We start from the raw sequence: 15,235 nt of genomic DNA, 5'->3' as shown, positions 1-15,235 counted from the left end.
GAGAGGACGGTACGACACACCCCGGACAGAACGAGCGCCACGGCCCCGCGTGACCGGGCCAGGGAGGCTGCGGCAGTGCAGGACCGGCGTTGACGGCCCGCTCGCAGGTCGGCATCTGGTCGATCGGTCCGTCGGTATACCTTCCGTCGCTCCTGTTCGGCATCGGCCAGGGCGCGATCGCGCCGGTCATCCCGCTGTCGGCCCGTGACCTGGGCGGCTCGGTCGCGACCGCCGGCCTGGTGGTCGCGCTGCTGGGCGTCGGCAAGATCGTCGGCGACCTGCCGGCGGGCACGCTGGCGGTCCGGCTGGGGGAGCGGCGCGCGATGCTGCTGGCGCTCGGCGTCGTCCTGGCCGCGCTCACCGCCTGCCTGCTGGCGCCGTCGGTGCACCTATTGGCCGCGGCGGTGGTGCTGATCGGCATCGCGTCATCGGTGTTCGGGCTGGCCAGGCACGCGTACGTCACCGAGGCGATCCCGTTCCACCTGCGCGGCCGGGCGCTGTCGACGCTCGGCGGGATGCAGCGGATCGGCCTGTTCGCCGGGCCGTTCCTCGGCGCGGCGGCGATGAGCCGGCTCGGTGTCGCGGGCGGCTACTGGGTGCACGTGGTGGTCGCCGTCGCGGCGGCCGTCGTGCTGGTCGTGGTGCGCGAACCGCCGGTGCCCGACGGGGCGAGTGGCCGGGCCGCGGCCCGGCCCACCGCGAGGCCGGACGGCACGGCCCGGATCATCCGCCGCCACCTGCCGGTCCTGCGCACCCTAGGCGTCGGCGCGCTGCTGGTCGGGGCGGCCCGCGCGTCGCGGCAGGTGGCGATCCCGCTGTGGGGCGAGCACATCGGCCTGGACCCGGCGACGGTGAGTCTGCTGTTCGGCGTATCCGGCGCGATGGAGATGCTGATCTTCTACCCGGCCGGCTACGCGATGGACCGCCTCGGCCGCCGCTGGATCGTGGTCCCGTCGATGGTGCTGCTCGGCCTCTCACTCGTGCTGCTGCCGCTGACCAGTGGCGTCGGCACCTACACCGCGGTCGCGCTGCTGATGGGGTTCGGCAACGGCTTGGGCAGCGGCATCATCATGACCATCGGCTCCGACGCCTCACCGGATGCAAGCCGGGCGGCCTTCCTGGGGGCGTGGCGGCTGTTCGCCGACGTCGGGAACGGCGTCGGCCCGGTACTCGTCAGCGTCGTGACGGCGGCCGCAACGCTGGGCGCGGCCATCGTTACGGCCGGCGCCGTCGCGTTCGTCGCCGCGGCGCTGATGGGCCGCTGGGTGCCGCGGAACGGCGCGGTGTCATGACCCGGGGACGCGGTGGCGCTGGTCAGCCGCTACCTCGGCGCCATCGCCGCGACCAGCGGGCTCGGCGTCATTCTCGAGCAGGCCCTCTCCACCGACGGCCTACACGACGTCGGCCTGCTGGTGTCGGCGGTCGCCGTCGTCCTGTTCGGTCTCGGCCTGCTCGCCGTTCGCCGCCGCTGACCGCCGCCACGGTGGACCCGGCACATCGTTCCACGTGGGGCCGACCTACGCTGAGCGCGGCCAGTCCACCAGCCAGCGAGGAGTTCGGCATGCCTTTCATCGTCGGTGCGTACGCGGCGGCACCCCGAGGTCTCGAGCCAGGCACGCAGTTCCGGACCTACGTCGACGACGTGCTGGCCCTGCCGGCGGTCGACGGGCTGGAGGTGCCGTTCCTGGACAACGGGGCGCCCTGGAACGACCCGGCCTACCTGCACGCGGCCGGTCCGGGCGGCGAGCACGTTCTGACGATGATCCCGGCGACGATGATGGCGCTCGCCGGGTCGCCGGCGCAGGGGCTCGCGTCGTCCGACGACGGCGGGCGGAAGCAGGCGGTCGAGCAGTTTCGCCGCGCCTTCGAGTTCGTCGCCGCCGTCAACGAGGGGCCGGGCGGGCGGTTCGGCGCCGTCGAGCTGCACTCGGCGCCACGGCACCCGTACACCTCAGCCGACGCGTTCCGTGCGTCGCTCGACGAGGTGCTGGCGTGGGACTGGGGCGGCGTCCGGCTGCTGATCGAGCACTCCGACGCGCACAGCGACGCGCATGAGCCGGCCAAGGGGTTCCTGACGCTCGCCGACGAGATCGCGATCGCCACCGAACGTGGCATCGGAATAGCGGTCAACTGGGCCCGTTCGGCCATCGAAGGCCGCAGCACCGCCACGGCGCGTGAGCACGTCTCCGCCGTGGCGGCCGCGGACCGGCTGGAGGCGCTGGTGTTCTCCGGAGTGTCCGACGCCGACACATTCGACGGTCCCGCGTGGGCCGACCTGCACCTGCCGATCCGCGACTGGTCCGGCGCCCCGATCGCCGCAGACGCCGCGACCAGCCTGCTCACGGCCGACGAGGTGGCTGCCGCCGTCGACGCCGCCGGCGGTCTGCGCTACGTCGGCGTCAAGATCAGCTCGCGCAGCACGGCCACGCCGGCGCAGTGCCTGGACCTGGTGCGGGCGAACGTCGCGATCGTCGCCGACGCGGTGGCCGCGGACCAGAGCGACGCGTGACGCCGTCAGGCGCCGGGCGGGTAGCGCACCTCCACCTCGTCCAGCAGCTCGCCGGCCTCGCCGGCCGGCGCCATCGCGAGGTTCTTCGGGGTGTGGAAGGACTTCCACTGACGGTCGGCGACGAAGCGCAGCAGCCGGTCGTGCAGCCCGCGCAGGGTCGAGGTGTCGGTCACGGAGCCCATGATGCCGCCGCTTGAGGTCATGGTCGTGCTCGCGGTCGCCGTGTTCCTCGGCGCCGCCGTCCAGGGCGCCATCGGTCTCGGGCTCGGCCTGCTCGCCGCGCCGGTGGCGGCGCTGGTCGCGCCGGAGCTGCTGCCCGGCACGCTGCTGTGGCTGTCGATGCTGCTGCCGGTGTTCACGCTGGCCCGGGAATGGGCGCACGTCGACTGGTGGGGACTGCGCTGGGCGTTCCTCGGCCGCTTCCCCGCCACGGCACTGGGTGCGTGGATCGTCGCGGTCAGCTCGCCGCGGGCGCTGAGCGTGGGCGTCGGCCTGGTGATCCTGGTCGCGGTCGTGCTCACCGTGCGGACGATCCGGTTGCCGATGCGGCGCGGCGTGCTGGTGGCGGCCGGCGCGGTGTCCGGCATCTCCGGGACGGCGACGTCCATCGGCGGGCCGCCGCTGGCGCTGGTCTACCAGAGCGAGCTGGGGCCGCGAGTGCGCTCGACGCTCGGGATGTACTTCTTCGTAGGCGCGGGGGTCTCGCTGGCCGCGTTGGGCATCGTCGGCGAGCTGACGCTGGCCCAGACGACGGCGGCCCTGTGGCTCGCGCCGCTGCTCGCGGCCGGGTTCGCGGCGGCGTCGGGGCTACGGGCGGTGGTCGACGGCGGACGGTTGCGGCTGGGCGTCATGGTCGCCTGCGCACTCTCGGCGATCGCCTTGATCGTCCGTTCACTCGCCGGCTGATGTCGCGTCCCGATTCTGTCGGTGGCATGCGGCACTCTTGGAACCAGACGAGAGGAGGTGCGGCGTGTACATCAGCGACGGACGCCTGGTCCTGAGCCCGACGGACCTGGTCGGTCACCTCGAGTGCCCGCACCTCACCACGCTGAACCGTGAGGTGGCCGAGGGACGGCGGCCGCGGCCGGCGGCCGACGATCCGGGCGCCGACGTCGTGCGCCGTCGCGGCGACGAGCACGAGGCCGCCGTGCTGGCCGAGATGACCGCGGCGCACCGGGTGGTCGAGATCGCCCGCGGCACCGGCCCGGCCGACGCCGAGGACCGCACGCTGGCGGCCATGAAGGACGGCGCCGACCGCATCTTCCAGGCCACGTTCTTCGACGGCCGGTGGCTCGGGTACGCCGACTTCCTCATCCGCAACGACGACCGCCCCAGCGATCTCGGCCCCTGGTCCTACGACATCGCCGACACCAAGCTCGCGCGGCACGTCAAGGCCGCCGCGCTGCTGCAGATGGCCGTCTACGCCCAGCGGCTCGAAGAGCTGCAGGGCGTGCCGCCGCAGACCCTCACCGTCATCCTCGGCGACCGCCAGCAGGTCGCGGTGCCCTACGTCGACGTCGCGGCGTACGCGCGGCACGCCATGCGGCGGTACGGGCAATGGCTGGCCGACCCGCCCGAGACGTACCCGCTGCGGGTCAGTCACTGCGCCATCTGCCCGTGGAAGCCGACCTGCGCGCAGCAGTGGCAGGACGACGACGACCTCGTGCTGGTGCCATTCCTCCGGCGCGATCAGCGCGACGTCCTGCGGGCGGCCGGCATCGGCACCGTCGAGCAGTTGGCCGCCACGGCGCCGGGCGAGCTCCACTCCGTGGCGCGCATCGGTCCAGTCACCAAGCGCAAGCTGGCCACCCAGGCCCGGCTGCAGGTCGGGGCGCGGTCGCAGGAGCTGCCGCCGTACGAGCTGGTCACGCCGATCGAGGTGCGCCGCGGGCTGGCGCTGCTGCCCGAGCCCGACGACGGCGACCTCTTCCTCGACCTCGAGGGCGACCCGTTCTTCGGCGACCACGGCCTGGAGTACCTGTGGGGCGTGTCCGACGCGCGCGACGGGTTCACGTCCTGGTGGGCGCACGACCCGCCGGCCGAGCGGCGCGCGTTCGAGCAGGTCGTCGACCACATCATGGCGGCCTGGCGGGCCCGGCCCGGCATGCACGTCTACCACTACGCGCCGTACGAGCCGAGCCGGCTCAAGGGGCTGTCGCAGCGGTACGGCACCCGGGTCGACGAGGTCGACGCGCTGCTGCGGGGCGAACGGCTCGTCGACCTCTACGCCGTCGTCAAGCAGGGCCTGCTCATCGGGACCGAGTCGTACTCCATCAAGGCGCTGGAGCGGTTCTACTCGCCCGGCGGCCGGGCCGGTGCCGCGGTCAAGGACGCCGGGTCCAGCATCGTCGAGTACGAGCGCTGGCTGGCCGAGCGCGACCAGCAGATCCTCGACGACATCGAGGCCTACAACCGCGACGACTGCGTCAGCACCCGGCAGCTGCGCGACTGGCTGGAGGACCGCCGGTCCGAGGCAGTGGCCGCCGGGCACGCCGTCTCCCGGCCCGACGACATCGGCGACGAGCAGGCGGAGCACCTCAAGGAGCGCGACCCCGAGCTGGTCGCCATCGAGGCGCGGCTGCTCGACGGTATCCCGGCCGACCCCGCGGCGCGCACGCCGGCGCAGCGCGCCAACGCGCTGCTGGCCGGCCTGCTGGAGTGGCACCGGCGCGAGAACCGGGCTGAGTGGTGGGAGTACTTCCGGGTCCGCCGGCTCGCCGTCGACGAGCTGGTCGACGACCCCGCGACGCTCGGCGGGCTGCACTCGCCGGAGCTGCTGCGCACCGAGAAGCGGTCCGGCGTGTGGCGGTACGCCATCCCGCCGCAGGAGAGCCGGCTGCGCCCCGGCGACCAGTGCGGTCACGCCGGCCCCGACGGCGGCACCAGCAAGATCGTGCGGCTCGACCTCGAGAACGGCGTCGTCGAGCTGAAGCGGGCGCTGGCCAAGGAGCAGCCGCACCCGGTCGCCCTGCTGCCACCCGACCCGATCCCAGCCGGCGTTCAGGAGAAGGCGCTGGTCCGGGTCGGCGGCTGGGTCGCCGAGCACGGGTTCGATGCCGACGGCCCGTTCCGGGGCGTACGCGACCTGCTGTCCGGCCGGTCGCCGCGACTGACCGACGGCGTCCCGCTGCGGCTGGCCGGCGAGTCCGGGTCCGACGCGCTGCGCCGGGTGGCGCCGGCGCTCCGCGGCGCGCTGCCGGTCCAGGGTCCGCCGGGCGCGGGCAAGACGTACGCCGGCTCGCAGGCGGTCGTCGAACTGCTGCGTGCGGGCAAGACCGTCGGCATCACCGCGCTCAGCCACCGGGTCATCACGCATCTGCTCGACGCGATCCTGCGGGCTGCCGGCGATGACGGCGACGGCCTGCGGCTCGGCGGGCGGCTGGTGCGGGCGATCCAGAAGGCCGACGACGGCAACGCCAGCCGGCACCCGGCGGTCACAGTCACGACTTCCAACGACGACGTCGAGGCGGCCATCGCGGCCGGCACCGTCAATCTCGTGGCCGGGACCGGCTGGCTGTTCGCCCGGCCCGACATCCGCGTCGACGTGCTCGTGGTCGACGAGGCCGGGCAGTTCTCGCTGGCCAACACCGTCGCCGCCGGGGCCGCCGCCGACTCCGTCATCCTGCTCGGCGATCCCCGCCAGCTGCCGCAGCCGGCCAAGGGCAACCACCCCGAGGGCGCCGGCGTCTCCGCGCTCGACCACGTGCTGGGCGAGCACGACACCGTCCCGCCGGAGCGCGGCCTGTTCCTCGACACCACGTGGCGCATGCATCCGGACGTGTGCGCGCCGGTGTCCGAGCTGTCCTACGACTCCCTGCTGGTGCCGCGGACAGGCCTGGAGCGGCAGCTGGTCGGCGGCGACGATGAGCTGGCCGGCGCCGGCGTGCGCTGGGTGCCGGTCGAGCACGCCGGCTGTTCGGTGCGCAGCGACGCCGAGGTCGCCGTCGTCGCCGAGCTCGTCGATTCGCTGACCGGGCGCACCTGGACGGCGGCCGACGGCTCGACCCAGGTGCTCGGGCCGGCCGACATCCTGGTGGTCGCGCCGTACAACGCGCAGGTCGGGCAGCTGCTCGGCGCGCTCGACGGCCAGGCCCGGGTCGGCACGGTCGACAAGTTCCAGGGTCAGGAGGCGCCGGTGGTCATCGTCTCCCTCACCACGTCCTCGGCGGCCGACGCCCCCCGCGGCGTCGACTTCGTCGCCAACCGCAACCGCCTCAACGTCGCCGTGTCGCGGTCCCGGTCGCTGGCCGTGCTGGTCGGCAGCCCGGCCCTGCTGAGCGCGCCGGTGCGCAGCCTCGACCAGGTCCAGGGCGTCAACACGCTGTGCCGCCTGATCGAGTTCGCCTCGCACGGCTCGCGGCACGATGGTGCCACCGTCAGCTAGGAGGCACCCACCGATGGACACCGCCGTCACCGACCACCTGCTCAGCACGACCCGCGCGGTCCGGCGCAAGCTCGACCTCGACCGCGAGGTGGAGCCCGAGGTCATCACCGAGTGCCTGCGCCTCGCCGTCCAGGCGCCCACGCCGGGTGCGGCGCAGAGCTGGCGCTGGCTGGTCGTGCGCGACCAGGAGCTGCGCAACCAGCTCGGCGCGATCTTCCGCGAGGTCGGCTCCGAGTACATGCGCCGCCGCCGCGAGGCCGCCGGCCCGGCCGCCGAGCAGCAGCCGATGAAGCGGATCCTCGAGTCCGGCCAGCACCTCGTCGACGTCATCGAGCGGGTGCCGGTCTTCGTCATACCGTGCGTGCAGGGCCGGCCGCACGGCGACAACGCGGCCGACTCGGTGTTCTACGGCGGCATCTTCCCGGCGGTGTGGAGCTTCCAGCTGGCGCTGCGCTCCCGCGGGCTCGGCTCCACGCTGACGTCGTACCACCTGGTGAAGGAGGCCGAGGCAGCCCGCATCCTCGGCATCCCCGACGACGTCACACAGGTCGGGCTGCTGCCGATCGCCTACACGACGACGCAGGACTTCAAGCCCGGCACCCGCCAGCCGGTCGAGGAGCTCAGCTACCTCGACCGCTGGGGCACGCCGCTCGTTCCCCGACGCCCTACAACGAACGGCCCGTGGTGCGGGTGATGTGCGCGGGCACGTCGCTCTCATGGTCGCCGGTGTTGACAGTGCCGGTCGGCTCGAACATGAGGATCGACGCGCCGTCGGCGGACGACGGGCGGTGCTGCATCCCGCGGGGGACGACGAAGACATCGCCGCGGCGCAGCACCACCGTGGACTCCGCCCCGGCGGCGTCCCGCAGCGCGATCGTGAGTTCACCGTCCAGCGCCAGGAAGAACTCGTCGGTGCCCTCGTGCGCGTGCCAGACGAACTCGCCGGCCACCTTGGCGATCCGGACGTCGTAGTCGTTGACCCGCGTGACGATGCGCGGGCTCCAGAAGTCGTCGAACGAGGCAAGAGCGGCGTCGAGATTGACGGCGTCATGGGTCATGGCACCAGCCTCACCCGGGATGGCGCACGACCGTGAGTAGGAGAAATGGCATATGCCGCAAGGATCCTCGCATTCGGCGCGGCTAGCGGTTGAGCAGAAGAACAGCCGCAGCGGCGGCCGAGCCGAGCATGGCCAGCCCGTAGCAACCCGCGGTGATCACAGTGCCGTATCGGGCGAGTTGCAGCCCGTCGTAGAGCGTGTACCGGAACCGGTGCGCGAAGTGGAAGAGCGCCGCTACGCAGATGCCGAGCAGCACGATCCGGGTCAGCAGGTGGCTCAGGACGTCGTCCAGGTGCGCATGGTCCGCCGAGATCCAACCGAGCGGCAACGCCAGCCCGGCCAGAAACAGGACGACGGGGGCGAACACCGCTGCGAGCACCCCGCCGGCGCTGAAGGCCAGCCAGGCGAGAGGTTCGGCCGAGCGGTGCGGCATCTATCCCACCACCAGCCAGATGACGAACGCGGACACTGCCGCGAACGCCGCCCACTGCGCGGCCACGATGGCCACGGGCGGCACACGAGCCCCGAACAGCCGGATCGGCATCGCCTTCGGAGTCAGGTTGAACCAGGTGATCGTGTGGAGCAGCAGAAAGGCCAGGGCGACCACATTCAGCGCGACGGCGAACGGGTTGGATAGGACATCGAGGAGTCGCTCGTACTGTTCCGCCCCGCGCTCAACCGACCACACCAGCGCCAGGGTGAGCGCCACGAACCAGGCGACGAAGACGCTGGAGAGTTCACGGAGGACGAACAACAGGTAGGACCGCTTGCGGACCCACCACCAGATCGACGGTCGCGGCCGATAAGTCCGCGGCAGCGCACCCGGGCCGGTCACGACGGGCCCTCCACGTAGGACTTGAGCGTCTCGATGGCGGCTGTCAGCTTGTAGCGCTGGATGGCGCCGGCCGGATCGACGTCCTTCGGGCACGCTGTGGTGCACTCGCCCACGAACGTGCATCCCCACAACCCGTCCGGGTGGATCAAGACGTCCAGCCGGTCGGCCGCGCCCTGGTCCCGCGAGTCGAGGTTGTACCGCTGCGCGAGTGCGATCGCAGCGGGCCCGATGAAGCCGGGGTCCAGCCCGTAGACCGGGCACGCCGAGTAGCAGAGCATGCAGTTGATGCACATGCTGTACTGCTCGTACTCGGCCAGTTCGCCCGGCGTCTGCAGATACTCGCCATCGTCGACCGGCTCGTCCTCGTGCCGGACGAGCCACGGCGAGACGCGCGGCAGCCTCTCGATGAAGTCGCTGATGTCGACGACGAGGTCGCGAACCACTGGGAAGTTGGCCAGCGGTTCGACGCGGATGGGCCCCGGCGCGTAGTCGACGAGGAACGTCGCACAAGTCAACACGGGTTCGTCGTCGACCATCATGCCGCAGCTGCCGCAGATCCCCATCCGGCACGACCAGCGGTAGGACAGCGTCCCGTCCAGCTGGTCCTTGATGTAGTTGAGGCCGTCCAGCACCACCCAGTTGTCACGCAGTGGGATGCTGAAGTCCTGTGTCCGCGGCTCGTGGTCGAGGTCGGGTTCGTAGCGCGTGACCCGCATCGTCATGGTGTCGGCCATCGTCGTCCGTCACCTCCCGTAGACGCGTTCACCCGCCGGCCACCGCCTGATGGTGACGGGAAGGTAGTCGATCTCGCACGAGCCGTCGGCCGCCCGCCGGGCGAGGGAGTGCGCCAGGAAGCGGTCATCATCCCGCGCCGGGAAGTCCGTGCGCTGATGGGCGCCGCGTGACTCCTCGCGGCACAGTGCGGACTGGACGATCGCCTCCGCGACATCGAGCATGGCGGACAGCTCGAGGAACGCCGGCAGCTCGGTGTTGAACGTCTGGCTGCGATCTTCGAGGGTGACCAGCCGCATCCGGTCCTGCAGCCCGCGCAGCGTGTCCACAGCCTTGGTCAGCGAGTCGCCGGATCGGTAGATCCCGGCGGAGCCCTCCATCGTGTGCTGCATCTCCTCCCGGATCGCCGAGATCCGTTCGGTGCCGGCTTCGCGCCGCCGCAGCTCGCGCCAGATCCGCCTGTGCTCGTCGTCAGCCTGGGCGAGACCGGCGCGGGTGGGCCCCGGCGTGGTCGTGGCGTACTCGGCCGCCGTCCGTCCCGCTCGGGCGCCGAAGACCAGCAGCTCCGGCAGCGAGTTCGAGCCGAGCCGGTTGGCGCCGTTGATGCTCACGCACGCCACCTCTCCGGCGGCGAACAGCCCGCGCACGGACGTTGCTCCGTCAAGGTCCGTGTGCACGCCGCCCATCATGTAGTGGACGACGGGCCGGACCTGGACGAGATCGGTCGCCGGGTCGACGTTCTGATACTTGCGGCAGAGCTCACGAACGAATGGGATCTTGGTGTCGATGAGCTTCGGCCCCAGGTGTCGCAGGTCGAGGTTGACCACCGGCCCGTACGGGGTGTCGATGGCGCGGCCCTTCTCCACCTCATGGACGAACGCCTGCGACAGCCGGTCGCGCGGCCCGAGCTCCATGCTGCGCAGGACCGGCGTGGGCTCCGGCTTGCCGAGGTCATAGTCCTGCAGATATCTGTACCCGTCGGCGTTGAGCAGCCAGCCGCCTTCGGCGCGGGCGGCCTCCGTGATCAGGATGCCGGTGAACGGTAGCCCGGTCGGGTGGTACTGCACGAACTCCATGTCCTTGAGCGCGGCGCCCGCGCGGTACGCCAGCGCCATGCCGTCACCGGTCTTGATGGCGGCGTTCGTGGTGAACGGAAAGACCCGCCCGCAGCCGCCGGTGGCGAGGATCACGGCCTTGGCGGTCACGGTCTCGATCCGGCCGGTCGCCAGCTCGATGGCGACAAGGCCCTGCACCCGGCCGTCATCGACCAATAGCTTCGTCGCGAACCACTCGTCGTGGCGATGGACGGCCGGGTACTTCAACGAGGTCTGGAACAGCGTGTGGAGGAGGTGGAAACCGGTCTTGTCGGCGGCGAACCAGGTGCGCTTCTTCTTCATGCCGCCGAACGACCGGACGGCGATGCGGCCGTCGGGCTCGCGGCTCCACGGGCAGCCCCAGTGCTCGAGGCGGAGCAGTTCGCGTGGTGCCTCGTGAACGAACAGCTCGACCGCGTCCTGGTCGGCGAGCCAGTCGCTGCCGGAGACTGTGTCGTAAGCATGCTCGTCGACGCTGTCGTCAGCGCCGATGACGCCGGCCGCGCCGCCCTCGGCCGACACGGTGTGGCTGCGCATCGGGTAGACCTTCGACACGATCGCGACATCGAGACCCGGGTGCTCCTCGGCAATCGCGATCGCAGCACGGAGTCCGGCGCCGCCGCCACCGACGATAACGACATCGTGCGCCGTGGTCATCGGGCCTCCCTGTGACGTCAGGCCCCGTGCTCGCCGATGGTCTCGTGGCTCACCAGCCTGCCGTCGTGCCTGACCGCGATGTGCTCGACGCTGCCGTCGTGATACTCCTCGCGGCTGACCTTGCACCCGCAGTCGAACAGCATCTGGTCGCTGGTCAGGCCCTGGTCGTCCCGGGTTTCGTAGTGTTCACCGCCCCGCAGCTTTCCGCATGGTGCGCGCCGCTCGGTGAATCTGGTGCGTGTGACCGTCATCGCCGCCACCACTTCCTTCGCTGGCCGGCTCCGTGTCACTGATCTGTGACGAGTGTCTCACCCGGGCGGCCGGCCGGAAAGACTTCGGGCCGTCGGAGCGCCAGGTCGAGCGAGGAGTAGAAATGGCTCATGGCGCAAGGATCCTCTCAACGACGACACCGGGTCGCCCTCGTCGTGGGGCCGGGCTCGAACCCGCTGGAGATGGCGATCGGCATGGAGCTCTTCGGCATCGCCCGTCCCGACCTCGACGTCGACTGGTACGACCTCGTGGTCTGCTCCGCCGGCGAGAATCTCGAGGTCCGCGAGGGCCTGTTCACGATGCGCTGCCCCGGCACGCTCGACGACGTCGCCACGGCGGACACGGTCATCGCGCCGAACCGCCCAGACCCGGAGCAGGGCTTCGGCGACCAGACCCTCCACGCCCTGCGCGCCGCCGCCGCGAACGGCGCACGCATGGTCAGCTTCTGCACCGGCGCGTTCACCCTGGCCGAGGCCGGCGTGCTCGACGGGCACACCGTCACCACCCACTGGCGCTGGGCCGACCGGTTCCGCCGCCGCTTCCCGGCCGTCGACCTGCGGCCGAACGTGCTGTTCGTCGACGACGGCCAGGTGCTGACGGCGGCCGGCAGCGCGGCGGCGATGGACCTGTGCCTGCACATCATCCGGTCTGACCACGGCGCGGCCGTCGCGAGCGCCGTCAGCCGCCGGCTGGTGTTCCCCGCGCACCGCGAGGGCGGCCAGCAGCAGTTCATCGAGCGCCCCGTGCCGCGGCCCGACGAGGCGACGCTGGCCGGCGTGCTCGACTGGGCGTCCACGCACCTGGGCTGCCCGCTCACCGTCGCCCAGCTCGCGGGCCGGGCGGCGATGAGCCCGAGCACGTTCCACCGCCGGTTCCTCGCTGAAACCGGCACCACCCCGCTGCGCTGGCTGCACCACGAGCGCATCGACCACGCCCGGTCGCTGCTGGAGACCACCGGCCTGGACGTCGCCGAGGTCGCGCGCGCGGCCGGCTTCGGCACCGCCGCCAACCTGCGGCAGCATTTCCGCCGGCACACCGGGCTCACGCCGACGGCGTACCGGGCGGCGCACGCCGTCGGGTAGCCGTCAATGGCGGCAACCTGTGCGCGACCCGCGACATGGCACGGTCCGCGGGGTAGGAATGGAGGCATGAGTGCGGACAGAGAGCGTGCCGTGGTGTCCGAGGTCCCGACCGACCTGCTGATCGGCGGCGAGTGGCGGGCCGCGTCGTCCGTCGAGCGGTTCGACGTCGAGGACCCGTCCACGGGTGAGGTCGTCACCACCGTCGCCGACGCCACCGTCGACGACGGCCAGGCGGCGCTGGCGGCGGCCGCCGAGGCACAGGCCTCGTGGGCGGCCACCCCGCCGCGCGAGCGCGGCGAACTGTTGCGCCGCGCGTTCGAGCTCGTCACGCAGCGCGCCGACGACCTCGCGCTGCTCATGACGCTGGAGATGGGCAAGGCGGTCAAGGAGTCCAAGGCCGAGATCCTCTACGCCGCGGAGTTCCTGCGCTGGTTCTCCGAGGAGGCCGTGCGCATCAGCGGCGGCTACTCCGTCGCGCCCGCGGGCGGCAGCCGGTTGCTCACCATGAAGCAGCCGGTCGGGCCGTCGTTCTTCATCACGCCGTGGAACTTCCCGATGGCCATGGGGACGCGCAAGATCGCCCCGGCCATCGCGGCCGGCTGCACCATGGTCGTCAAGCCGGCGCACGAGACGCCGCTGTCGATGCTGGCGCTGGCGCAGATCCTGCGCGAGGCCGGCCTGCCCGACGGCGTCCTCAACGTCATCCCGACCACCTCCAGCGGCAAGGTGTCCGAGCCGATCATCCGCGACCCGCGGCTGCGCAAGCTCTCGTTCACCGGCTCCACCGCGGTCGGCCGCACGCTCATCGAGCAGTCCGCGCAGCAGGTGCTCCGCGTCTCGATGGAGCTGGGCGGTAACGCGCCGTTCCTGGTCTTCGAGGACGCCGACCTCGACGCCGCCGTCGACGGCGCCATGCTGGCCAAGATGCGCAACGTCGGCGAGGCGTGCACCGCGGCCAACCGCTTCCACGTCCACGAGTCCGTCGCCGCCGAGTTCACCGACCGGTTGGCCGAACGCATGGCCGCCCTCCGTGTCGGCCGCGGCACCGACGACGGCGTCGACGTCGGCCCGCTGGTCAGTGCGAAACAGCGCGGCACCGTCGAGGAGCTGGTCGCCGACGCCGTCGACCGCGGCGCGAAGGTGGTCACTGGCGGCGGCCGCACCGGCGACGCCGGCTACTTCTACCAGCCCACCGTGCTCGCCGCCGTCCCCGACGACGCCCGGCTGCTGGCCGAGGAGATCTTCGGCCCGGTCGCGCCCGTCGCCGCGTTCCGCACCGACGAGGAGGCCGTCGCGCGCGCCAACGCCACCGAGTACGGGCTGGTCGCCTACGTGTTCACCCGCGACCTGCAGCGGGCGCTGCGGGTCAGCGAGGGCCTCGAGGCCGGCATGGTCGGCCTCAACGCCGGCATCGTCTCGAACCCGGCGGCCCCGTTCGGCGGGGTCAAGGCCAGCGGCTTCGGCCGCGAGGGCGGCGCCGAGGGGATCGAAGAGTATCTCGAGACCAAGTACGTGGCGATCAGCCTTCCCTGACGTCCGGAGCCGGCGAGCTGCACGCTCTCGCCCCGTTGATCTTGGAGTTGTTCGGCCATTGCGGGGCGATATGTCCGATAGATGGCCGAACAACTCCAAGATCAACGAAGGGGCGGGGCCGCACGACCTCCAGCGCGCTTGTCACAGCAGGCAACCGTGCAACGACTCTGGGCCGACGCCTGCCTCGCCCATTCCGCGCGAGTTCTGAGGCCCGCTTCGGCCGCGAGGGCGGCGCCGAGGGGATCGAGGAGTATCTCGAGACCAAGTACGTGGCGATCAGCCTTCCCTGACGTCCGGAGCTGGGAGTACGGTCGCGAAGGTGCGACACGATCACCACGGCCGTACTCACCGGCTCGAGCTCGACGACCAGACGCTGCGCGAGTGGGACTGCACGGTCCTCGCCAGCGATCCGGAGGAGGGCCTGGTCCTCGACCGGTCCGCCTTCTACCCGGGCGGCGGCGGCCAGCCGCCGGACCAGGGCGTCCTGATCTGGGGCGGCGTCCGGACCCGCATCGTCGGCGTCCGGCCGCGGGACGACCTGTGGCTCGTTCCCGACCCGGACGACCCGCTGCCGCCGCTCGGGACGCAGGTCCGCGGCGCTGTGGACGACGAGCGGCGCAGCCTGCTGATGCGCACCCACTCCGGGCTGCACGTGCTCTGCGGCGTCATGGCCCGCGACTTCGGGGTGCCGGTGACCGGCGGCAACATGGAGCCCGGCCAGGCTCGTCTCGACTTCGACCTCGCCGAGGTGCCGGCCGGGTTCAAGGACAGCCTGACGGAGAAGCTCAACGCCGAGGTGGCCGCCGACCGCGTCATCGACGTCCGCGTGCTGCCCCGCGCCGAGGCCTACGCCCTCGGCCCCATCGTCAAGACGGCGACCGACCTGCTGCCGCCCGACCTCCAGGACATCCGCCTGGTCGACATCCGCGGCCTCGACCTGCAGGCCGACGGCGGCACCCACGTCGCGTCGACCAAGCAGATCGGCCGTATCGAGGTGGCCAAGGTCGAGAACAAGGGCCGCGGCTTCCGCCGCATCCGCCTCAAGCTCGTCGACTGATCTGTCACCGACACACCTGTCGGT

At 71.9% G+C, this 15,235-nt stretch carries 16 protein-coding genes; 9 read left to right on the top strand and 7 right to left on the bottom strand.

Annotation, left to right across the window (positions count from 1 at the left end; translation table 11 throughout):
- Window positions 1-89 precede the first annotated feature (89 nt).
- The 3 genes from E1262_RS10505 to E1262_RS10500 all read left to right on the top strand — a co-directional run bounded on the left by E1262_RS10505 (window position 90) and on the right by E1262_RS10500 (window position 2,509).
- Window positions 90-1,292: an MFS transporter gene (locus E1262_RS10505; protein WP_132103075.1), complete on the top strand. Its 1,203-nt coding sequence runs from the start codon at window positions 90-92 to the stop codon at window positions 1,290-1,292.
- A gap of 12 nt (window positions 1,293-1,304) precedes the next feature.
- Window positions 1,305-1,472 (top strand): hypothetical protein, encoded by a 168-nt coding sequence (locus E1262_RS30280; protein ID WP_162605855.1) that lies wholly within the window; start codon window positions 1,305-1,307, stop codon window positions 1,470-1,472.
- An 89-nt stretch (window positions 1,473-1,561) separates the two neighbouring features.
- Window positions 1,562-2,509: a DUF4862 family protein gene (locus tag E1262_RS10500; protein WP_162605854.1), complete on the top strand. Its 948-nt coding sequence runs from the start codon at window positions 1,562-1,564 to the stop codon at window positions 2,507-2,509.
- Between the two features lie 5 nt (window positions 2,510-2,514).
- Here the strand turns inward: E1262_RS10500 and E1262_RS10495 are convergent, their stop codons facing one another.
- Complete coding sequence (locus tag E1262_RS10495; protein ID WP_203453743.1) at window positions 2,515-2,682, bottom strand: nucleoside triphosphate pyrophosphohydrolase family protein; 168 nt, start codon at window positions 2,680-2,682, stop codon at window positions 2,515-2,517.
- Between the two features lie 7 nt (window positions 2,683-2,689).
- On the opposite strand from E1262_RS10495, the gene E1262_RS10490 reads away from it, so the two are divergent.
- The 3 genes from E1262_RS10490 (at window position 2,690) to E1262_RS10480 (ending at window position 7,587) form a co-directional block, all read left to right on the top strand.
- Window positions 2,690-3,415, top strand: a complete 726-nt coding sequence (locus E1262_RS10490; protein WP_132103073.1) for a TSUP family transporter — start codon at window positions 2,690-2,692, stop codon at window positions 3,413-3,415.
- 64 nt (window positions 3,416-3,479) lie between these two features.
- Window positions 3,480-6,893 (top strand): TM0106 family RecB-like putative nuclease, encoded by a 3,414-nt coding sequence (locus E1262_RS10485; protein ID WP_162605853.1) that lies wholly within the window; start codon window positions 3,480-3,482, stop codon window positions 6,891-6,893.
- Between the two features lie 13 nt (window positions 6,894-6,906).
- Entirely contained in the window at window positions 6,907-7,587 is a 681-nt protein-coding gene (locus tag E1262_RS10480; RefSeq protein ID WP_132103071.1) for a nitroreductase family protein, read from the top strand.
- Here the strand turns inward: E1262_RS10480 and E1262_RS10475 are convergent.
- The 6 genes from E1262_RS10475 to E1262_RS10450 all read right to left on the bottom strand — a co-directional run bounded on the left by E1262_RS10475 (window position 7,559) and on the right by E1262_RS10450 (window position 11,520).
- The gene (locus E1262_RS10475) at window positions 7,559-7,951 is read right to left on the bottom strand and encodes a cupin domain-containing protein (protein WP_132103070.1); all 393 of its coding nucleotides are present in this window, start codon (window positions 7,949-7,951) and stop codon (window positions 7,559-7,561) included. The two genes, E1262_RS10480 and E1262_RS10475, sit on opposite strands and share 29 nt — an antisense overlap.
- A gap of 82 nt (window positions 7,952-8,033) precedes the next feature.
- A complete protein-coding gene (gene frdD, locus E1262_RS10470) occupies window positions 8,034-8,384 on the bottom strand; it encodes a fumarate reductase subunit FrdD (RefSeq protein ID WP_132103069.1) in 351 nt (116 codons plus the stop codon).
- Window positions 8,385-8,786, bottom strand: a complete 402-nt coding sequence (locus E1262_RS10465) for a succinate dehydrogenase/fumarate reductase transmembrane subunit (protein ID WP_203453742.1) — start codon at window positions 8,784-8,786, stop codon at window positions 8,385-8,387. It abuts the gene before it with no gap.
- Window positions 8,783-9,520, bottom strand: coding sequence for a succinate dehydrogenase/fumarate reductase iron-sulfur subunit (locus E1262_RS10460; protein WP_132103068.1), 738 nt, complete (start codon window positions 9,518-9,520; stop codon window positions 8,783-8,785). The genes E1262_RS10465 and E1262_RS10460 overlap by 4 nt, the downstream gene beginning before the upstream one ends.
- Before the next feature lie 9 nt (window positions 9,521-9,529).
- Window positions 9,530-11,269, bottom strand: a complete 1,740-nt coding sequence (gene frdA, locus E1262_RS10455; RefSeq protein WP_132103067.1) for a fumarate reductase (quinol) flavoprotein subunit — start codon at window positions 11,267-11,269, stop codon at window positions 9,530-9,532.
- 17 nt (window positions 11,270-11,286) lie between these two features.
- Window positions 11,287-11,520 (bottom strand): hypothetical protein, encoded by a 234-nt coding sequence (locus tag E1262_RS10450; protein WP_132103066.1) that lies wholly within the window; start codon window positions 11,518-11,520, stop codon window positions 11,287-11,289.
- Between the two features lie 129 nt (window positions 11,521-11,649).
- On the opposite strand from E1262_RS10450, the gene E1262_RS10445 reads away from it, so the two are divergent.
- The 3 genes from E1262_RS10445 to E1262_RS10435 all read left to right on the top strand — a co-directional run bounded on the left by E1262_RS10445 (window position 11,650) and on the right by E1262_RS10435 (window position 15,211).
- Window positions 11,650-12,621 (top strand): GlxA family transcriptional regulator, encoded by a 972-nt coding sequence (locus tag E1262_RS10445; protein WP_132103065.1) that lies wholly within the window; start codon window positions 11,650-11,652, stop codon window positions 12,619-12,621.
- A gap of 66 nt (window positions 12,622-12,687) precedes the next feature.
- On the top strand, window positions 12,688-14,154 hold the full coding sequence (locus E1262_RS10440) for an NAD-dependent succinate-semialdehyde dehydrogenase (protein ID WP_132103064.1): 1,467 nt from the start codon (window positions 12,688-12,690) through the stop codon (window positions 14,152-14,154).
- A 319-nt stretch (window positions 14,155-14,473) separates the two neighbouring features.
- Entirely contained in the window at window positions 14,474-15,211 is a 738-nt protein-coding gene (locus E1262_RS10435) for an alanyl-tRNA editing protein (RefSeq protein WP_132103063.1), read from the top strand.
- The last annotated feature ends 24 nt before the right edge of the window (window positions 15,212-15,235 follow it).

This window comes from Jiangella aurantiaca, assembly GCF_004349105.1.
Classification (GTDB): domain Bacteria; phylum Actinomycetota; class Actinomycetes; order Jiangellales; family Jiangellaceae; genus Jiangella; species Jiangella aurantiaca.
This window is presented reverse-complemented; position numbering and strand designations above follow the sequence as displayed.

Excerpts from the sequence above, each read along its gene's own strand:
- E1262_RS10500 (WP_162605854.1), top strand. The coding sequence starts at position 1,562 with ATGCCTTTCATCGTCGGTGCGTACGCGGCGGCACCCCGAGGTCTCGAG.
- E1262_RS10490 (WP_132103073.1), top strand. The coding sequence starts at position 2,690 with ATGATGCCGCCGCTTGAGGTCATGGTCGTGCTCGCGGTCGCCGTGTTC.
- E1262_RS10480 (WP_132103071.1), top strand. The coding sequence starts at position 6,907 with ATGGACACCGCCGTCACCGACCACCTGCTCAGCACGACCCGCGCGGTC.
- E1262_RS10475 (WP_132103070.1), bottom strand. The coding sequence starts at position 7,951 with ATGACCCATGACGCCGTCAATCTCGACGCCGCTCTTGCCTCGTTCGAC.
- frdD (WP_132103069.1), bottom strand. The coding sequence starts at position 8,384 with ATGCCGCACCGCTCGGCCGAACCTCTCGCCTGGCTGGCCTTCAGCGCC.
- E1262_RS10460 (WP_132103068.1), bottom strand. The coding sequence starts at position 9,520 with ATGGCCGACACCATGACGATGCGGGTCACGCGCTACGAACCCGACCTC.
- frdA (WP_132103067.1), bottom strand. The coding sequence starts at position 11,269 with ATGACCACGGCGCACGATGTCGTTATCGTCGGTGGCGGCGGCGCCGGA.
- E1262_RS10450 (WP_132103066.1), bottom strand. The coding sequence starts at position 11,520 with ATGACGGTCACACGCACCAGATTCACCGAGCGGCGCGCACCATGCGGA.
- E1262_RS10445 (WP_132103065.1), top strand. The coding sequence starts at position 11,650 with ATGGCGCAAGGATCCTCTCAACGACGACACCGGGTCGCCCTCGTCGTG.
- E1262_RS10440 (WP_132103064.1), top strand. The coding sequence starts at position 12,688 with ATGAGTGCGGACAGAGAGCGTGCCGTGGTGTCCGAGGTCCCGACCGAC.